A 17,303-nucleotide genomic window follows, 5' to 3' on the forward strand; every position below is an offset into this window, starting at 1 on the left:
TAGTGAGGATGAATGATTATTAATTTGGAGTACTTTGCCTTCTTTGTGCTGCTACTGGCAGCGCTGCTATTATCAATTAAGGAAATGAGCGTTGCTTTGGATGAAGTAGATGTTGAGCGATTTACTCTCTGGACAGGTGTTGCTTCTGTCATTGCTGGTTTACCAATAATATTGTGGTAGCTTCTTAGTCAATGCCATCCTCTCTATTGCAATAGTTTATTTAGGACAATTAGTAAAAACAAGCTAATCTGTTCCATTTTTTGGACTTCTAAACAATACGACTCCATCCGTAGAGTATCTTACCTACTAGAATATTTTCTCGTCTATTACCCTATTCGCTTTTCCTCCAACCATTGTAAAACCCGATTCCATGCCCACCAAGGATCAGAATCCTTTACTTGACGCTGGCACTTTTTGCTACTCAAATAGCCAACATGGCCGCCGTACTGAGTGAGTAACAAATCTATTGCGGGATTGCGATCGCACGCTTCTTCTAATTCCGGTATGATACTTGGGTCAAAAAGTGGGTCATCAGCAGCATATAAAATCAAAGTCGGTTTTGAGATTTGCGGCAATATTTGTAAAGCACTACTAGCTTGGTAATATGCCTCCACAGAAGAAAAGCCTAGTCGGTTAATTACCAATTCATTATCAAAACCCCAAATACTGTTCGCCCGTTCAATAGCTGCTGGGTCAATGCTTCCAGGATGGGCATCATGTATTCGCCATGCCAGTTTTTTTAAATTTTGGGCAATCCCCGCTTCCAAATATCTGCCGAAGGGCTTTGTAACTAGATAAGATAGCGATCGCTCCGAATCTAAACTCGGACAAATTACCATACCACCGCCAATATCGCTATCTTCTAATCCTAAATCTTCATGCTCCCTAATCACCTCACCGGCAACCTTCACCGCCCATAACGCCAATTGCCCTCCTAAAGAATACCCTGTAAACCAAAATTTACCCGGACATCCCATTGCCTTAGCAGCAGCAGCGATGCGAACAAAATCTTCCCCCTCATACAAACCATCAGAAGTTAGAGTTGGGGACAAAACGGCCGTTTTGCCGTGGGCCCGCCAATCAAATAACACCACAGCGTAGCCTTGAGCGTAAGCTTTACGTGCTAGCACCCTCAAATACCATTCCGTCTCTAACTCTCCAGTAATGCCATAAGTCCCGATAATCGTGCTATGAGCATTTTCCGGGATGGCAACCAAGCCAAAAATTGGCACACCTTGGCCACCAGTGAAGATTTTCTCGTGATAAGACGGTTCTGGGTCTTTAGTAATACTTTGCCAGTGACGTTTTCCCCACAAAGCGGTGTATACAGTCATCATTAGACCGTTTTGTAAAAACCAAGACGGATTGTAGGGCGGAGTATAACACATCATAGACTATAAGGTTTCATGTAATTGAGTCTTGATTTCACAGTCATTTAATCTTAATATTTATGTAAGATTTAAAGCTTTTTTAGAATCGATTGAAAAATCTTTGTATCTATCAAAGGTTGTTAATTATCCTTAATAAGTAGTAAGAATTTTTAAGAATGCCGAGGATTCTTGTCATAGACGATGACCCAGCGATTTCAGAACTAGTTGCCGTCAACTTGGAAATGGCTGGCTACGATGTTAGTCAAGCTGAAGACGGCATCAAAGGTCAAGCGCTGGCTCTCCAGCTGCAACCAGACTTGATCATGCTCGATTTAATGTTGCCCAGAGTAGATGGGTTTACCGTTTGCCAACGCCTGCGCCGAGACGATCGCACCTCTGAGATTCCTGTGTTAATGTTGACGGCTTTGAGCCAAACTCAGGACAAGGTGGAAGGCTTCAATGCTGGCGCAGATGACTACCTCACCAAGCCTTTTGAAGTTGAAGAACTGCTAGCGCGGGTGCGGGCACTTTTGCGGCGGACTGACCGCATTCCCCAAGCCGCAAAGCACAGTGAAATTCTCAACTATGGCTCACTCACCCTAGTTCCCGAAAGATTTGAGGCAATATGGTTCAATGAGACGGTGAAATTGACTCACTTGGAATTTGAGCTACTTCACTGCTTATTGCAACGCCACGGTCAAACAGTTTCTCCCAGCGAAATCCTTAGAGAAGTTTGGGGCTACGATCCTGATGATGACATAGAAACGATTCGAGTGCATATTCGCCACTTGAGAACCAAGCTAGAACCAGATCCCCGCCACCCCCGCTATATAAAGACAGTATATGGTGCTGGATACTGTCTTGAATTACCCGGTGTACCTCCAGCAAATGAAGCTGCTTCGGTAACAGTCGTTGAATGAAATTACGCTAAATTCCCTTAACTAAGCCATGAATTAGGCAAGAACTCTCAGAAACTCTTATTTTTTACCGCTTAGTTAAGGTTATTTGTGGTAAGTACTCGTGTGTAGAGATGTTGCAATACAACGTCTCTACAAACGTATCCTTGAGAGTTTAAAATAAAGTACATTTTGTCAATGAGTTAAAATACTCAAAATAAGTTTAATCAAAATGATAATCGTGTGGTAGAGAGGGAGAGGATGCGAGTATAGATCGCACTTCTTTGCCTCTTTTTGATTATCATTATTTTCAAAGTCTTTGATAGCTTAAATATTATATGAAAAAGTTATAAAAAAGTATTGTAACGACAGAATAACTTTGTCAAAAATGTGCTTAATTCTTAGTTAAATTCAATTAAATTCTTCAGTACATCTGGCAATGAGTCTTTTGACCACAGACTCATTGCAATTACAAGGCTTACCAAAGTAAATGTTTTTTACTGATATAATTATGTCCCAAAAATACTTTTTAAAGTCTTGTACTTCAAGATTAGCAACCATAGAATCAACAATATAAATCTTTAAAGGAAAACACCAAATGAGTACAATTGTAATTACCGATTTAAATACCGATAACTTCCTGTATGACATGACTGCTGAAGAACTCGAACTCATTCAAGGTGGCGATTGGGTAAAAGAGGCATGGGAAGTACTTAATGAAAGTTGGACTGACATAAAAAAAGGCTTTGTAGATGCCTGGAATAGTAACGAAGCATAAATTTCTCATTTAATTTAGTTCAAGTGTTACTATGGGGATAAATGGTATCATGGAAGCAAGAATTAAAATTCAAGACATTAATACAAGCCACCTAGAAGATTTAAAAGATAGCAGTATATTACAGTTAATTCTTGGTGGTAAACCTACGACAGAAACTTCTTTAGCTTATGATATTGGCTATGCTATTGGTTGGGTTGCCGATAAAGCAAGAGATGGTTGGAATTACCTCACTGACTGATTAGCAATGTTTTATCTCAACATAAAAGGTTAAGCAAACTAAATTTAATAGCTGTGTCTTAAAGACACAGCTATTTTTTTGATTAGCTTTTAGATTTAGCACTTACGCATTGACAGGAGTCTGGCTATGTGATTTCAAACCCACCTTTTGCTCAAGATGTTCCAGAATAAAATCACGAACCACCTGAAGAGATAAATTTCTCTGGACTTCATACCAGTTTTCAATTAACTCTTGAGTTCACATTAATTCTAGTTGAATGAAAGCGCTGATAGCACTAAAAAAGTGAGTTTTAATTGCCTCAGATGTCCTTACCGTTATACCGTTTCTTTGTGAAGCTGCATATATTTACCCCCCGGCTACGCCGTCCCCCCTTCACAAGGGGGGACTGATTATGTGCATCTTCATACAGAATTGGTATTACGAGTTCGCCAGTTGCTTCAAGTCTTGGTGAATTTAATTTAGCAGGAAAGATAAGATTTTCATTTATAAAATAAGATAAATACAGTTTGTTACTGTCTAAGATTTTAGGGACAAAAATGTTTTAGTTTTTTCACTTTTGATTTAACTAGTAATCTAAGAATTATTGTTTATTTCATCAGACTTTGATAACTTATACCGTTTATTTGTGAAGCTGCATATATTTACCCCTTGGCTACGCCGTCCCCCCAAGGCATCCGGTGGACTACAGGCAGTAGACCGCAACTATGGCGTAGCCTGCGAAGTTTGTTTATCGTCCGGCTGATTTTGCTTGATTTTTATGGCTCATTCATAAGCTGTGCTTATCGTTCATCTAAAGCAATCAGCTTTTTACATTCCTCCAAGAAACTGTATCATACACTACTATTTTTTAGCGATGGCTACGCCCGCCGAAGGCATCGCAAAAGTTTTCGGTCTACTGAATTTAGGATTTTTTCTCAGCGCTCTCTGTGCCTCTGTGGTTTAAAATAATTTTTTGAACCACAGAGGCACAGAGGACACAGAGTAAAGAGGTTAAAGAGGAATTATTTTTGTACCTTATCTGTGTGGAAACTGCTATATCCAAAATTTGATAACAGAAACCAACTACCCGATTTTACGCAATTCGAGTTACTTGCTGATTCACACGGGGACGACCAAAGCGTTCCCAAGCACTTCCTCCTCGCAGAAATAGCTCTAAAAAGCGCAATGGTTCTCCTGAATCGCCTCTTGACCAACCGGAACTACCAGGAGCAAAGGCTAAAGTTCCTTCAGACACCTTGAAGCTGCCATCAGAATACACTGCATCACTCACCACATCTCCAATTCGGATCACGATCTTGCTTTGAGGCTCTAAATTCAGTGTATGCGCCCCAATAGTAGTTTTAATGTTGCCATAGCCATCAATCCAGGCGATTCGATCTGGTGGAACATCTGGGATTTGCTCGCTCTTAAGGCTATCTCCCAGAAGGCTAAAATCTTCATTCATAATAGCAGCCGCAGCCGGAGGAAATACATCCCGTGAGCGAAACTGCGAACCACCACGAGAAACGTTGACCACTCGCAACTCCTTTGTATAGTCTTTGATAAAGGAGAGCGTGTAGCCTGCATTTACACCCACTACTTTTACACCGTTATATAAAAGAGCATAAGTTAGTCCTTCACCTTCATTATCCCGACGGGCTTCAGGATCATCCTGACGAGGCGCACAGTTATGATAAATTAGGCGATCGCTATTTCCTGGGTTGAGTCCTAGTTGGGCAATCCAAAATCCCGTTGCCAATGTACTGAATGCTGGAACCGAAAGCAAATGAATTTGGGCATCGGGAGAAGCCATCAGCAGACGTTGTGTGACTTCTGTAAATGCCGGATCTCCTGTACCGTAGTCTGCAATGACGCAGATAAACATTCTGCTCCTCCTTCTAATGGGTGTAATTTGCAATCAATGGTTGGACTTCAAAGGCTCCAGTGAACCTGCCTCATCAGCAGTCTACGTGTGATCTCAACTATATGCAAGATTTCTAGATAACATTGAGCGCATTTTCCAGCCAAAAAATACTGCAACTACACAACTTAGATTAATTACATCAGTCATCATGTGATTACAGGTTTAAATAAGCAGTTGTCTGCTCATTTCACTCCTATTAATAACCTTAAAGTCTTAGTCAACGCAATGAGAACAATCACTTCACTTTTTAGCGAACAACGCAACCAACTCCAGACAGATATTGATAACACAACTAACATCGAGGAGATAGTTAAGTTGGTTCAAAACCGACTTGATGATCTCGAAAGAATTTACATTGAAAAACTTAATTTAGCTCAAATTCGTTTGGCTTCCTTTTTCCTAGATACCCTGCGGCAGTCCATTGCTACTCTTGCTGCGGCTAACTATTCTCAAATTGCTCCAATAGAGCAAAAGCAATTTACTAACCCAAGTACAAAGTTTTTTTCCAGCAGATTAATCCTAAAACTGCTAAAAGGACTAATTTATATAGGCATCTTAGGTTCGTTGTTCTCTTTAACTAAAACTACTCCAGGTGCATGGATGGCTATCTTACTAACCTCTATACTTCTAGGGGTAGAAGTTGTACTTCAACTTGAGTTAAAGAGCCAGCAAAATTCTATGTCTTCAGAGCTATTGGAATTACCTAAACCTATGCTCCGGGTTGATAGCAAAGTATTTTTAGATCATCTTGGCGATGCTCTCAACACTATCGACCTAGCAGTAGCTAGAGTAGAAGAATGGAATAAACATGAAGGCGACCTAGCAATAGAAGAATTGCCAGAGCTATTGAATTTTCTGCAAAGGCTGATGGGCGCATCAAAACTTGATAAACCCCAAATGGCTTATGAACTTGCAAAACTGCTGCCACAGATTTTAATGTCTCAGGGAATTAACGCTCAAATTTACCGACCAAATGACCCTCACAGCGATCGCGGCTATTTTGACTTCGAGCCAAGTATCGACCCCGATACCAAAGATCACATAACTCTAACTCCTGCTTTGTTGAAAGGCGATCGCTTGATTCGGCGCGGTAGGGTAATAGAGCCAGCATATTCCTCTGCTAGAGAATAATAGACAATAAGGGTATGGAAATTTTAGAAACAATCGGTTTTGATTTGGGGCACGGTGAAACGGCTGTAGCTAAAGCGATCGTGGAAAGCATTGACCCCCCCCAGATGCTGGAGATTAACAACAAGAAGAACCAAATTACAGCTCTTGGCTGGCATCCTAAACTCGGTTATCTTGTCGGCGAACAAGCATTAATTCAAGCTGGCGTTACCCAACTGACGATTTCTTTCAAGCAAAAACCCAACAATGATCCTAAATATCGGGAAACAATCAGCACTTTTGTAGCAACCTACTACCGACTTTTGAAAGAAAGCAAACAACTGGAAGGTGGGGGAGGTAGCTATTTTTACATTGGCTGCCCTTCAGGATGGTCAGTTAGCGATCGCACCGAATACCAAAAGTTACTTCAAGAAGCTGGCATTCCCCAACTAAATGTTGTACCCGAATCGCGGGCTGCTTTCATGCAAGCCAAGGAAGCCGGGAAACTGGAGTATGACAAACTTGTTGCATCGGTGCTAATTGTCGATATTGGTTCTTCAACCACAGATTTTACTCTGGTTAAGAGCTTAGAAGAGATACCTATAGATTTCGGGAGTAATACTTTAGGTGCATCTCTAATTGACAAAGCTATTTTTGCTCGGACTCTCGCCAACCACGAGCAAAAAGCATTACTCGAAAAAGTATTTCAGGAATATCCGCATCATCAAGCTCGTTGTGAACTTGCTTGTCGCAAAGCTAAAGAAGATTACTTTTCTAATGAACAGCTATACAGCGATCCTGAATCCTTTGCGCGTGGCTTCGAGTCGATTAACGAACAGATTTATTTTATTCCCCAAGTCAATAAATTGATGATGGAGGAAATTTTAAACCAGCCCTTAACGGAACTGGGACATCATAGTTGGGTGCGATCGTTTACCGACTCTTTAACCGAGGCGAAAGAAAAGCTAGAAAAACTTGGAATCGTGCCGAAACTTCTGCTGATGACTGGCGGTGCATCTCGCATGAAGTTTACCCACTTGCTTTGTCAGGAAATGTTTCCCGAACCAGAAACGCTGCTTCGCCCCGATCCAGAACCGGAACGGTGCATTGCACTGGGATTAGCACGAGTAGGACGATGGGATCTGCGTGCTGCTGCTTTTAAAGAAGAAGTCAACAAACTATTTACCTCGAATACGCTTAAAAGTTTGATTGAAAGGCATATCCCGGAGCTAATCGAATCATTAACTAAGCCTTTGACAGACGGCTTGCTTGTCAACGCAGTTAAACCAGCTTTAAAAGATTGGCAAAAAAACAAAATACGGACTTTAGCCGATTTGGAAACATCTTTAATCGGTCGTGCAGAACAGTGGCTCAAAAGCGAACGCGCTGTGCAGATAATTAATCATCAATGCGCTTCTTGGTTTAGCAATAAAATCCAACCCGATTTAGCCGCACAAACCGATCCAATATGTCGAAAGTTTCAGATACCTAGAAGCAGCTTAAGGTTCCAGGATAGTATTGACCCAAATTTTGTTAACCCAGAGTTACGAATTGGAGATGCTATTCTGGCTGAGACAGTGGGCTTTATTGTCAATGTAGTAATTGGCGGAGGAACTGTAGCTAGCATCATCACTCTTATACTAACTGGACATTTAACCTGGCCTATTGCCCTAGTATATGGAGCTTCGGTTATGGCGGCAGGAATGGAGCTAAATCGTAAGAGTGTTCAAGAAGTAATCAAGACAAATGTGGATGTACCTAGTTGGGTTCGTTCTAGTTTTTTGAGTGACAAAAAAATTGAGGAGATGTGTGAGCAAATAAAACCTGAGTTAGAGAAAGTTCTTCAAGAACAATTGACAGCAGATCAAGCGGCTTTTGATAAACTGATTAGCAAAGTTGAGCAAGGGCTTCAAAAAACCCTTTCTACCAAAGTTCAATCTTGCATAATTCTGATCCAATAGCAGTGATATGTGGGATTAGTAAAGTTTAGAAAAGAGAGAAAAGGTCCATTTAAATTTAGTGATTGAGATACAACAATGAACAATTATGTTATCTAAATTTTCTGTTTTACAGTGACTTAAATATGTAACTTGCTCAGAAGTCAATGATTCAAACAATAGTTGTATTTCTCATTATTGGGCTGATTCTTACTGGGATTTTAATCAATCCTGTTCTAGTTAAAAAGCGAAGAAACCGTCTCAAACACCGTCCTTTTCCCCCACTGTGGAATGCAATTATTGAGAATAATCTTCCTATTTATCTGTGCCTCTCTCCCGATGAAATTAGACGACTTCAGGGACATATTCAAGTATTCTTAGCAGAAAAGCAATTTATTGGTTGTAGAGGATTACAGGTGACGGAGGAAATGAAACTGACCCTTGCTGCGATCGCCTGTTTACTCCTATTAAATGAACGTGGGCAATACTTCCCTAGGCTTCGTTCAATTCTAGTCTATCCCAACGCTTATTTTGTTCAGGAAAGGACTTCCATCGGAAAATATGTTGTTGAAGAAAGACGTGTGGCAAGACTGGGTGAATCGTGGACAAATGACCAAGTAGTACTGTCTTGGGAACAGGTGAAACAAGACATTAATAACTGGGAAGATGGACATAACGTTGTGCTTCATGAATTCGCCCATCAGTTGGATCAAGAAGATGGTAAAGCTGAAGGAGTTCCTATACTGCAAAGCAACTCAGACTATACTATATGGGCGAAGGTGATGACAGAAGAATATCAGCAACTTTGTAATGATGTTCTACAAGGCGTAAAGACGGTAATGGATAGCTATGGTGCAACGAATCCCGCAGAATTTTTTGCCGTAGCGACTGAGACATTCTTTGAGAAACCACACCAATTGCTGTCTAAGCATCCGGCACTTTATGAGCAACTGCAACGTTACTATCAATTAGATCCTTTGCAATGGGTGTGAACTAAGTAATTAGGCAAGAATAAATCACATTATGTCCAGTTAATCAACCTTCCTTAAAGAATATTTCTAGTTGGGACTTTAGTCCTGATTTTGTTCGCGTAGAGAGGACTAAAGTCCTTACTACAAACCTTTAATTTCACAGTAAATTGCAAGTTAGTGAGGTACAGTCCTGGTGTAATTTTAAACTAGGAAGTTTTCATTGCCAGAATCTTCAAAGCAACTGCCTCAGGGACGGGCATCACTGATAACCGATTTCCTTGTCTCACCAACATTAACTCTTCGGCGCTAAACTTTTCTTTGAGTATTGATAGCAAGATAGGGTTAGAAAAAGCCTCAACAAATTCCACTACAACTGTTTGCCACCGAGGGGATTCGGAACTCGATTTCGGGTCATAGTATTTACTTTTTGGCTCAAACTGAGTCGGGTCAGCAATATCTTTTTTCACCACACGCATTAACCCAGCAATATTAGGAGGATTAGCATTGGAGTGATAAAAAAAAGCTAAGTCTCCTTCATCCATTTGTCGCAAAAAGTTGCGAGCTTGATAATTGCGAACACCGTCCCAGATAGTCTCGTTCTGCTGTTGAAGGTCAGCAATACTATAGGCTTCTGGTTCTGATTTCATTAGCCAATAATTCATCTACAAAAATTATGGATATACAAATAACAAGGGACTTTGACAATAGGATTTTGCCCCTTGTCTTTGAGATGGTAGCTGGATTTACGCCGTACTATACTAGTGAATATTTAACCTAATTACGGTAAGCTATGACAGCATAAAATGGATCTCCTCCACCTGCACCCAACCACTGTAATAAACTCGGTAATGTTGATTTATGTGCTATAACTTCTGCGGTTGTAAATCCTGGAACTGACGCGAAGTAAGCTTTGACTAATTCTACTCGCTGTGCTTCTGAAGCCTCGCGCCAAGCCTGAATCGCCTTTTCAAAAAACATCCGGTTAGAAAAGCTAATAATTGCAACACCGCCGGGTTTCAAGATGCGGTAAATTTCAGAAAATACTGCTTCTGGATATTGCACATACTGCACAGATACGCAATTGAGAACAGCATCAAAATCTTCATCTGGTAAAGGTAGCTGCGGAGTTTCGTTAAGATTTTGCACAAAGTAATGATTTAAACGGGGATTTCGTGCTAGTTCTTCACCATTGAGTCCGTGTCCTTCCACATGGGCAAACTGCATCTCTTCTGGCAGATGAGACACCCAGCTGCTCATCATATCAAAAATGCGGGTGTTGGGTTTGAGGCGATCGCTATATAAATCCGTTAGCTGCTGAATAAATCCTTCATCGACATGGGTAACAAAGCGGGGATAGGCATAGAACAGCTTATCGTCTTTGTCGTCTAATTTCAGGCGCTGATTTGGTTTTAACTGCATAAATCTCTGTTTTGGAGTACTTTTTCTGAAAATTGCGGGAATTTCAGATATTTTTCAACAAACACTATGTAACATATTTTAATAACATTAGGACACATAAATGATTCCAAATAGCAGCATTCAATTGTATCAATTCAATGTTATATAAACTACACTTCTTGCAGCGTATTTGGCGACATCACATAGTCGGCTCATTACCCTATTTAAGTTTGTTAATTTGGATACTGCCTTTATTGTTATTTACTTCTGGGCACAATAGCCTGATGGCACATGATGAAGCGCTTTACGCATCGCGTGCCCGTCTGATGTTTGATTCTGGTAATTGGATAACTCCTTGGGAAAAAGCACATCATAAAACTCCTGGGCCTTATTGGATAATTGCCAGTTTCTACAAGTTGTTTGGGATGAGTGATACTAGTGCGCGTATTCCTAGTATGATTGCTAGCATTTTTAGCTTATGGCTGGTGTATGAAATTGGTAAAAGTATGCTAGGCAAAAAATTAGGTTGGCTAGCTGCTGCAATTTTAAGTGTGGAATTTTTCTGGCTGCAATACTCTCGCTTAAGTACACCTGATGTACCGATGGTTTTATTAGTACTTTTAGCTATTTTGTCTTTAATAAAAGCGGAATCATATCCTCAATATCGCTATTTTTGGAGTTTTATAGCTGGTTTAAGTTTAGGTTTAGGCTTCTTAATCAGAAGCTTTATGATTTTTTTGCCAATCATAGCTTTATTCCCTTATTTAATTTGGGAACATCGCCGTCATCATCATCTTACTAACCCATTTTTGTATTTAGGCTTTTTTGTAGGTTTAATCCCTACTTGTGTTTGGCTGTGGTTAAGTTGGCTGCACTACGGAAATCATAGTTTTGAAGAGTTGCTCAAGTTTGTTGTGCAGCTAGGTTCTGAAAATAATTATAGAAATGATCGACTATTTTATTTATGGAATATTCTTTTAAAAGCATTTCCTTGGGCTTTTTTCGGACTTTTAGGTTTATTTTTGACTGTACGTCATCCTATTCTCCGTTATCAGTTAATATTAGTTGGTTTTCCACTTGTCCTATTTTGTGAACTTAGCTTTTTTAGTACTCGCCTTCCTCACTATAGTCTTAGCCTTTATCCGTTTGTAGCTTTGCTTGCATCTGTGGGTTTAAACTGGTTAGGTAGTATTTACGAAACAGGAATTACCCCGCAATTACCTCTTGAAAAAGGTAAAATAAATATATTAAGACTTTTTGCAAAAAAGAATCTTCCTCGAAATCTCAGTTATGGCTTTGGTGGCTTCGGTATTTTACTTGTAATAGTGAGTATTGGTGTCCTTAGTTGGGGTAGTTTTGACATCCGCAAGTATGCATCTATTGGCTTGGCTATGGGCTTGGGTTGGTTAATTTTACCTGTAGTGTGGATTAGTCGTTACCACTTTGGCAAGAAGTTTCTCACAGCGCGTTATTGGATTGCAGGCTGGTTAATTCCTTGTTGGTTAGCTTTGGCGATGGCAGGTAGCATAGGGCTTTTAAGTGACTATAACCCTATTTTGAAATCTTTCTTACAACAAAGTGCGATCGCCTCAATTCTCCAATCTCATCCTACCTACTATGTGCAAATAGACCCGAAAACCCAAGTATTGCTTAATTTCTATCTTTCTATTCACCCCCAACGAGTAGGCTCTATTTCCCAAATACCAGCTTTGAGCTATGCTTGGATATATACTGAACAGTCTCCTAAATTACCTCGACCTCACCGCATTCTGGGTACAGTCAAAGAGTATCAGTTAATTCAAGTTCTTCCCTAAGATAGATGGAAAAACCTGTGATTATAATTGGGTATTCTGTTCAAGTCTTCGTTACTACTTTTATACATTCTGTTTTGAGAAGGACTAAATTATCAGTCTCAAAAACAGCACAAGAGTTGATTAATGTCGCTAAAACAGGTAAGGACTTCTGTAAATTTGCGTTCGCTTGTTGTGCTGCTGGCTGATATTGTTGTAGCCAAGTGTTTTTAGTTATATATTCTGGAAGGAATGCAGAACGTTCTAATAACCAAAAAGTTACATGGTATTTTTGGATAAAGTCTTTAACCTGATTAATATCTTCAGTATATTGGGCATTAATAAGGTCAATCATCCGCTTACTAAATTGAGCGTAATATTTTGTATGGAAAGGTAAAGCATATTCTTTACCCACTAAAATTGTTCTTTGAGCAAAGATAGGTATGTTATCTGCTTCTCCAGAAGTAGAGGCTATGACAATATTTTGCGGTTGCTTTTGCAAAAAATTATATAATGTTGGGACTTTACCCTCTACATAAAGGGTTTTAGGAAAAACTTTTAAGCTGAAGCTGCTAGGGTAGAAAACGAGTCCTGCACCAAGGATTATAATAGTTCCCAAGATGAAAATCTGTTTCCCATTTTCTCTCGACCATCGAAATGTAGCATCTAAAATCAAGATAATAGAAATTGCTGCTGCAACAGCAAGTACCATCCTAAAAGTATGATGGGTGTAGCGGCTAGGCCAGTGCAGTTTAAAAGCTAAGGCATGGGCAGTAAAAAACATTATTAAACTAGCTATCACTGCCTGTAGTAATAGTTTTACTTCATCATTTACTTCCTTAGTTAGGGGAAAGTAAGACTTAAATTTCAGGATTATTGGTAATAATAAACCTAATAATAATTGAGGAGGTGCAATTAAAGCAATAAACCCGCTATCTCTACCAAAAAACCAATAATTAATAATATTATGACTAAAATAGCTGACTCTTCCTCCAGGCCAGTAATCCGGCATAGTTCTGGCAACAGCAGCAGTAATTGGCGGGCCAAATTGTGATGATTGAATGGCATAAGGTAAAATTACAATACCAGTAACGATAATGGCTGCTGCAAATAAAATATAATCTTTTCGGTTCTGAGAAATAGTTATCTGCCCATTTTGCCAGCGAAATAATCTCAGGGCTAAAATTAATAAATCCACAAAACCTATTAAAGGGTATATTAAACATTGGAGTGCAAGTACAATTAAGATACCTAACCCAGAAGACCGTATTGAATAATATAAAAAAGCTAAAAATAGGGGATAAATAAAATCTCTAGGAGTAGCAGAAAATAGGTCATCATGCATACAAAGACTTTGATTTAAAAGTAAGGATGCAATAAACCCCACCATTGGCACTGGTAATATCTGCATACAGACTGCAAAGCAATAGCTAGTAGTAATTAGTCCCAATACTATTGGAAAAATTTTGCTAAAAAAAGTTAGATCGATACCTAAAGCTGCAATTACTTTATAAAGAATACCATATCCAATTGGTGTCACTGACTGAAAATAATCAGCGATTAAATCCCCAGGAAATAAATCTGGGTTAAAGTAACGATACATCCAAGAAATATATTCCCGTGCATCGTCGCCGACTATATATTGACTGCTAAAAGCTTTTTTCAGCCCCATAAGAATATAGCCAACAGCAAAAGTTAGACTTAGACTGTACCAAAAGATGACAGTAAATCTAGACTGATTTTGTCTGCTTTTTTGAGTAATAGGCGTTGTTAAAAATTTTTGTAATTGTAGAATTAGCATTGGACACGCCCATGTCTGAATAAATTGTGTTAGGTAATAAAATCAAAAGCTTTTTCAATTTTTATGATTGTACAATATTCAAGTATTGAGCGGTCATTTCTAGAGGGAATAAATCTAGCAGCACTCTGTTTTCTACTCATAATAAAAAGTAATCAAAGCCGAACTGTCTGGGTTAAGTTAAAAGGATGGGGTATCCCTTACCCATGTAAAATTTCGACTAGAACTTGTGCAACGTGCTGGGTTTTGAATAGAAGTCGAAATGTGACAAATCATCGTAACCGTTCAGGAGGGGTAACGAGAGAATGAGCGCTTCAATTCTCCAATCTCGTCCTATCTACTCTGTGTAAATAGATGCTAAAACCAAAGTACTACTTAAAATCTATCTTTCTATTCGTCCTGAATAAATAGCCTATATTTCCCAAATACCAGCTTTGAGTTATGCTTATATATATGCTGACCAGTCCGCTAAATTATCTCAACTTCACCGCATTATCAGCACTGTCAAAGAGTACAATATTATTCTCTAAGACAGAATGTCAAGCAGATATAAAGCGAGTATTGCTAAAAAAGCTAACCTAATTATAATAATATTACGCATACTAAGTATTTTGCTAAATGGTTTCTACATCTAATCACTCCCCAGCTTTAGATTCGTGGCAGCAAAATCTGGCTCCATACAATTTGGGCTACAGAATCAAATTAGTCTCGCAACTCCTTAGTCGCAAGTTTACAGACAGACTAGAACCCTTTGGTCTTACGCCATTTCACTGGCTGGTGTTGTGCTGTTTGTGGCAAGAAGATGGTTTACCTACTTCTAGTATTGGGGACAAACTCAAACAAGTAGGGGGGACTTTAACAGGTGTATTAGATCGGATGGAAGAACGCGGCTTGGTGCGTCGAGAACGCGATGCTCACGATCGCCGCATCTGGCGAATCTGGCTAACGGATGCAGGTAAGGAACTAGAAACTGTTTTACCCCCAGTTGCCGCAGCCGTGCGTGATGAAGCGATGGATGGTATTTCCTTTGCTGACCGAGAACTGTTTTCCCAAATCTTGAACCGGGCGATCGCTAACCTTTCCTAAAGATGATCCCATAATCACCCGACCGGGGGAGGTGATGTGAAGATTTGTTTTGAGATAATACGCATACTAAGGAAATAAATTTTTTTCAGAAAATACTACGCATTCTAAATAAAAGACTATTAATCAAATTATTGAACAAACGAGTTAAGAATCATGACCAGTAATACTTTTAACGGACGCAACGGACACAAAACCCCATTTATCGGAAAACAATTGATTCCTGATTCCGAGACTTTAGAAACTGTGACAGCAGAAGCACCTGTTGTCACACCTGAGATAGAGAAAGAAAAAGAAGCTCCACCGAAGCGGAAAAGACCTAATGGTTTAATTTTGGCAGCATTAGGTGTGGGTGCGATCGCCGCAGGTGGTTTTGGTTATAACTACTGGCAATACGCCTCCACCCATCAGGAAACAGACAACGCCACCGTTGCTGGAAACATTCACCAAGTTAGTAGCCGCATTCCCGGAACTGTAAGTCAGGTGCTAGTGGATGATAACCAACTGGTGCAACCGGGACAATTGTTAGTGAAATTAGATCCACGGGACTATGAAAGCAAGGTACAGCAAGCAGCAGCAGCCCTAGAAAATGCTCGTGGACAGGCGCAAGCCGCCCAAGCAAACATTGCTTTAACTTCACAAACTACTACTGGTAAGACAACTCAAGCGCAGGGTGATGTCAGCAGTGCAGTAGCAGCAATTTCTACAGCCCAAGCAGCAGTCCAAGAAGCTCAAGCAGGGATACCAGCAGCGCAAGCTGAAGTCAGACTAGCCGAAGCAGGGATTCCCGCCGCCCAAGCGCAGGTAGCGCAAACAAATGCGAATTTGGAAAATGCCCAAGCAGATTACGATCGCTACAACCAGTTGTATAAATCAGGTGCGATCGCTCGTCAGCAGCTAGACGCAGCCAAGGCCGCTTATAACGTGGCTACGGCACAAAGGAACGCTGCTGTTCAAGGAGTAGAACAAGCCCAAGCCAAGTTAGCCTCTGCTAGAGTTGGTGTTGCCAAAGCCCAGTCTCAACTAGCACAGGCGCAAGAAAATGTCACCAACGCCCAAGCTAAATTGGCAGCATCTAGGGGAGGATTGCAACAAGCTACCGCAGGCGGACAAGATACCACAGTAAAACGTAGTCAATACGAAGCGGCAAAAGCGGCGATCGCCCAATCGGAAGCATCGCTCAAAGACGCACAATTACAGCTATCTTACGCCAACGTTACTGCCCCCAGTGCCGGACGAGTTGGTAGAAAAAACGTCGAAGTTGGCAACCGAGTTGCAGCAGGAACACCATTAATGGCGATCGTGGATAACCAGTATTGGGTAATTGCGAACTTCAAAGAAACTCAATTAGAAAAAATGCGACCAGGAGAAGAAGCAGAAATCAAGCTAGATGCTTTCCCTCATCATACCTTTGTTGGTCGTGTAGAAAGTCTTTCGCCAGCTTCCGGTGCTCAGTTTGCTTTATTACCACCGGATAATGCTACAGGTAACTTTACCAAAGTTGTCCAACGCATCCCAGTAAAAATAGTTTTCGACCAAAAGAGCATTCAAGGCTACGAATCACGGATTACTCCGGGGATGTCTGCGGAAATTGCTGTGGAAGTCAAGTAATATCATGTCCACTAAATTACCCATAATAAAAGAACCCCAACCCCTCTCGAAAAGCGGGGCTACGGTGTACACAAAAGTCGAATTACCCCCCTTAATCCCCCCTTATAAAGGGAGGAAACAAGAAAATAAATCTAGTTCCCTCCCCTTTATAAGGGGAGGGTTAGGGTGGGGTAAAACCTTAGTTAATCAGCGATTTCAGACTTGTGTGTACACCGTAGGATCTTCCTGAGGAGAGACAAAGCTACCCTTTGGCGGGGTAGGGTTCTTGGGTTTTAGTAAATAATCAACCGGACATCATTAATACTAAAATTGTCTGCAAACAGATTGAAAAACCTCTTTCTGTCTATGACATTCTCATACATCTAAAGACAGGCGTATAGAGATGAGGTGAGATGATATTTATTATGAAAGCAGATTGGTATA

General features: G+C 40.3%; 15 protein-coding genes. 10 read left to right on the forward strand and 5 right to left on the reverse strand.

Translation table 11 applies throughout. The features are described from left to right. Nucleotides 1-12 precede the first annotated feature (12 nt). A complete protein-coding gene (locus LC608_RS20965) occupies nucleotides 13-180 on the forward strand; it encodes a hypothetical protein (protein WP_229555359.1) in 168 nt (55 codons plus the stop codon). 146 nt (nucleotides 181-326) lie between these two features. Here the strand turns inward: LC608_RS20965 and LC608_RS20970 are convergent, their stop codons facing one another. Continuing rightward, nucleotides 327-1,391, reverse strand: a complete 1,065-nt coding sequence (locus tag LC608_RS20970) for a YheT family hydrolase (protein WP_229555360.1) — start codon at nucleotides 1,389-1,391, stop codon at nucleotides 327-329. A gap of 155 nt (nucleotides 1,392-1,546) precedes the next feature. Here LC608_RS20970 and LC608_RS20975 point away from each other — a divergent pair, with 155 nt between their 5' ends. The 3 genes from LC608_RS20975 to LC608_RS20985 all read left to right on the forward strand — a co-directional run bounded on the left by LC608_RS20975 (nucleotide 1,547) and on the right by LC608_RS20985 (nucleotide 3,282). Beyond that, nucleotides 1,547-2,290 carry a response regulator transcription factor gene (locus LC608_RS20975; protein WP_229555361.1) on the forward strand — a complete coding sequence of 248 codons (744 nt, stop codon included), beginning with the start codon at nucleotides 1,547-1,549 and terminating at the stop codon, nucleotides 2,288-2,290. Nucleotides 2,291-2,864: 574 nt separating this feature from the next. Beyond that, nucleotides 2,865-3,044: a hypothetical protein gene (locus LC608_RS20980; protein ID WP_229555362.1), complete on the forward strand. Its 180-nt coding sequence runs from the start codon at nucleotides 2,865-2,867 to the stop codon at nucleotides 3,042-3,044. Nucleotides 3,045-3,093: 49 nt separating this feature from the next. Further along, complete coding sequence (locus LC608_RS20985; RefSeq protein WP_229555363.1) at nucleotides 3,094-3,282, forward strand: hypothetical protein; 189 nt, start codon at nucleotides 3,094-3,096, stop codon at nucleotides 3,280-3,282. A 1,072-nt stretch (nucleotides 3,283-4,354) separates the two neighbouring features. On the opposite strand, the gene LC608_RS20990 is transcribed toward LC608_RS20985, so the two are convergent. After that, the gene (locus LC608_RS20990) at nucleotides 4,355-5,146 is read right to left on the reverse strand and encodes an S-adenosyl-l-methionine hydroxide adenosyltransferase family protein (RefSeq protein ID WP_229555364.1); all 792 of its coding nucleotides are present in this window, start codon (nucleotides 5,144-5,146) and stop codon (nucleotides 4,355-4,357) included. 264 nt (nucleotides 5,147-5,410) lie between these two features. Between LC608_RS20990 and LC608_RS20995 the strand changes: the two genes are divergently transcribed. From LC608_RS20995 to LC608_RS21005, 3 genes are all read left to right on the forward strand, one after another. Then, complete coding sequence (locus LC608_RS20995; protein WP_229555365.1) at nucleotides 5,411-6,316, forward strand: hypothetical protein; 906 nt, start codon at nucleotides 5,411-5,413, stop codon at nucleotides 6,314-6,316. A gap of 14 nt (nucleotides 6,317-6,330) precedes the next feature. Continuing rightward, nucleotides 6,331-8,253 carry an Hsp70 family protein gene (locus tag LC608_RS21000; RefSeq protein WP_229555366.1) on the forward strand — a complete coding sequence of 641 codons (1,923 nt, stop codon included), beginning with the start codon at nucleotides 6,331-6,333 and terminating at the stop codon, nucleotides 8,251-8,253. A gap of 143 nt (nucleotides 8,254-8,396) precedes the next feature. Beyond that, nucleotides 8,397-9,221 carry a zinc-dependent peptidase gene (locus LC608_RS21005; RefSeq protein ID WP_229555367.1) on the forward strand — a complete coding sequence of 275 codons (825 nt, stop codon included), beginning with the start codon at nucleotides 8,397-8,399 and terminating at the stop codon, nucleotides 9,219-9,221. Between the two features lie 185 nt (nucleotides 9,222-9,406). On the opposite strand, the gene LC608_RS21010 is transcribed toward LC608_RS21005, so the two are convergent. Further along, nucleotides 9,407-9,862, reverse strand: coding sequence for an EVE domain-containing protein (locus LC608_RS21010; protein ID WP_308189905.1), 456 nt, complete (start codon nucleotides 9,860-9,862; stop codon nucleotides 9,407-9,409). 112 nt (nucleotides 9,863-9,974) lie between these two features. After that, on the reverse strand, nucleotides 9,975-10,619 hold the full coding sequence (locus tag LC608_RS21015; protein WP_229555369.1) for a class I SAM-dependent methyltransferase: 645 nt from the start codon (nucleotides 10,617-10,619) through the stop codon (nucleotides 9,975-9,977). 137 nt (nucleotides 10,620-10,756) lie between these two features. Between LC608_RS21015 and LC608_RS21020 the strand changes: the two genes are divergently transcribed. Next, a complete protein-coding gene (locus tag LC608_RS21020) occupies nucleotides 10,757-12,412 on the forward strand; it encodes a glycosyltransferase family 39 protein (RefSeq protein WP_229555370.1) in 1,656 nt (551 codons plus the stop codon). 40 nt (nucleotides 12,413-12,452) lie between these two features. Here the strand turns inward: LC608_RS21020 and LC608_RS21025 are convergent, their stop codons facing one another. Beyond that, nucleotides 12,453-14,189, reverse strand: a complete 1,737-nt coding sequence (locus LC608_RS21025; protein ID WP_229555371.1) for a hypothetical protein — start codon at nucleotides 14,187-14,189, stop codon at nucleotides 12,453-12,455. 615 nt (nucleotides 14,190-14,804) lie between these two features. Between LC608_RS21025 and LC608_RS21030 the strand changes: the two genes are divergently transcribed. Next, nucleotides 14,805-15,272: a MarR family winged helix-turn-helix transcriptional regulator gene (locus LC608_RS21030; protein WP_229555372.1), complete on the forward strand. Its 468-nt coding sequence runs from the start codon at nucleotides 14,805-14,807 to the stop codon at nucleotides 15,270-15,272. Nucleotides 15,273-15,425: 153 nt separating this feature from the next. Continuing rightward, entirely contained in the window at nucleotides 15,426-16,880 is a 1,455-nt protein-coding gene (locus LC608_RS21035) for an HlyD family secretion protein (protein WP_229555373.1), read from the forward strand. The last annotated feature ends 423 nt before the right edge of the window (nucleotides 16,881-17,303 follow it).

Origin of the sequence: Nostoc sp. XA010 (assembly GCF_020829625.1) — a bacterium.
In the GTDB taxonomy this organism is placed as follows: domain Bacteria; phylum Cyanobacteriota; class Cyanobacteriia; order Cyanobacteriales; family Nostocaceae; genus Nostoc.

Bases quoted from the DNA above. Each gene is read 5' to 3' on its own strand.
- LC608_RS21015 (WP_229555369.1), bottom strand. From the start codon at position 10,619: ATGCAGTTAAAACCAAATCAGCGCCTGAAATTAGACGACAAAGACGAT.
- LC608_RS21010 (WP_308189905.1), bottom strand. From the start codon at position 9,862: ATGAATTATTGGCTAATGAAATCAGAACCAGAAGCCTATAGTATTGCT.
- LC608_RS20970 (WP_229555360.1), bottom strand. From the start codon at position 1,391: ATGATGTGTTATACTCCGCCCTACAATCCGTCTTGGTTTTTACAAAAC.
- LC608_RS20995 (WP_229555365.1), top strand. From the start codon at position 5,411: ATGAGAACAATCACTTCACTTTTTAGCGAACAACGCAACCAACTCCAG.
- LC608_RS20990 (WP_229555364.1), bottom strand. From the start codon at position 5,146: ATGTTTATCTGCGTCATTGCAGACTACGGTACAGGAGATCCGGCATTT.
- LC608_RS21005 (WP_229555367.1), top strand. From the start codon at position 8,397: ATGATTCAAACAATAGTTGTATTTCTCATTATTGGGCTGATTCTTACT.
- LC608_RS21030 (WP_229555372.1), top strand. From the start codon at position 14,805: ATGGTTTCTACATCTAATCACTCCCCAGCTTTAGATTCGTGGCAGCAA.
- LC608_RS20965 (WP_229555359.1), top strand. From the start codon at position 13: ATGATTATTAATTTGGAGTACTTTGCCTTCTTTGTGCTGCTACTGGCA.
- LC608_RS20975 (WP_229555361.1), top strand. From the start codon at position 1,547: ATGCCGAGGATTCTTGTCATAGACGATGACCCAGCGATTTCAGAACTA.
- LC608_RS21035 (WP_229555373.1), top strand. From the start codon at position 15,426: ATGACCAGTAATACTTTTAACGGACGCAACGGACACAAAACCCCATTT.
- LC608_RS20980 (WP_229555362.1), top strand. From the start codon at position 2,865: ATGAGTACAATTGTAATTACCGATTTAAATACCGATAACTTCCTGTAT.
- LC608_RS20985 (WP_229555363.1), top strand. From the start codon at position 3,094: ATGGAAGCAAGAATTAAAATTCAAGACATTAATACAAGCCACCTAGAA.
- LC608_RS21025 (WP_229555371.1), bottom strand. From the start codon at position 14,189: ATGCTAATTCTACAATTACAAAAATTTTTAACAACGCCTATTACTCAA.
- LC608_RS21000 (WP_229555366.1), top strand. From the start codon at position 6,331: ATGGAAATTTTAGAAACAATCGGTTTTGATTTGGGGCACGGTGAAACG.
- LC608_RS21020 (WP_229555370.1), top strand. From the start codon at position 10,757: ATGTTATATAAACTACACTTCTTGCAGCGTATTTGGCGACATCACATA.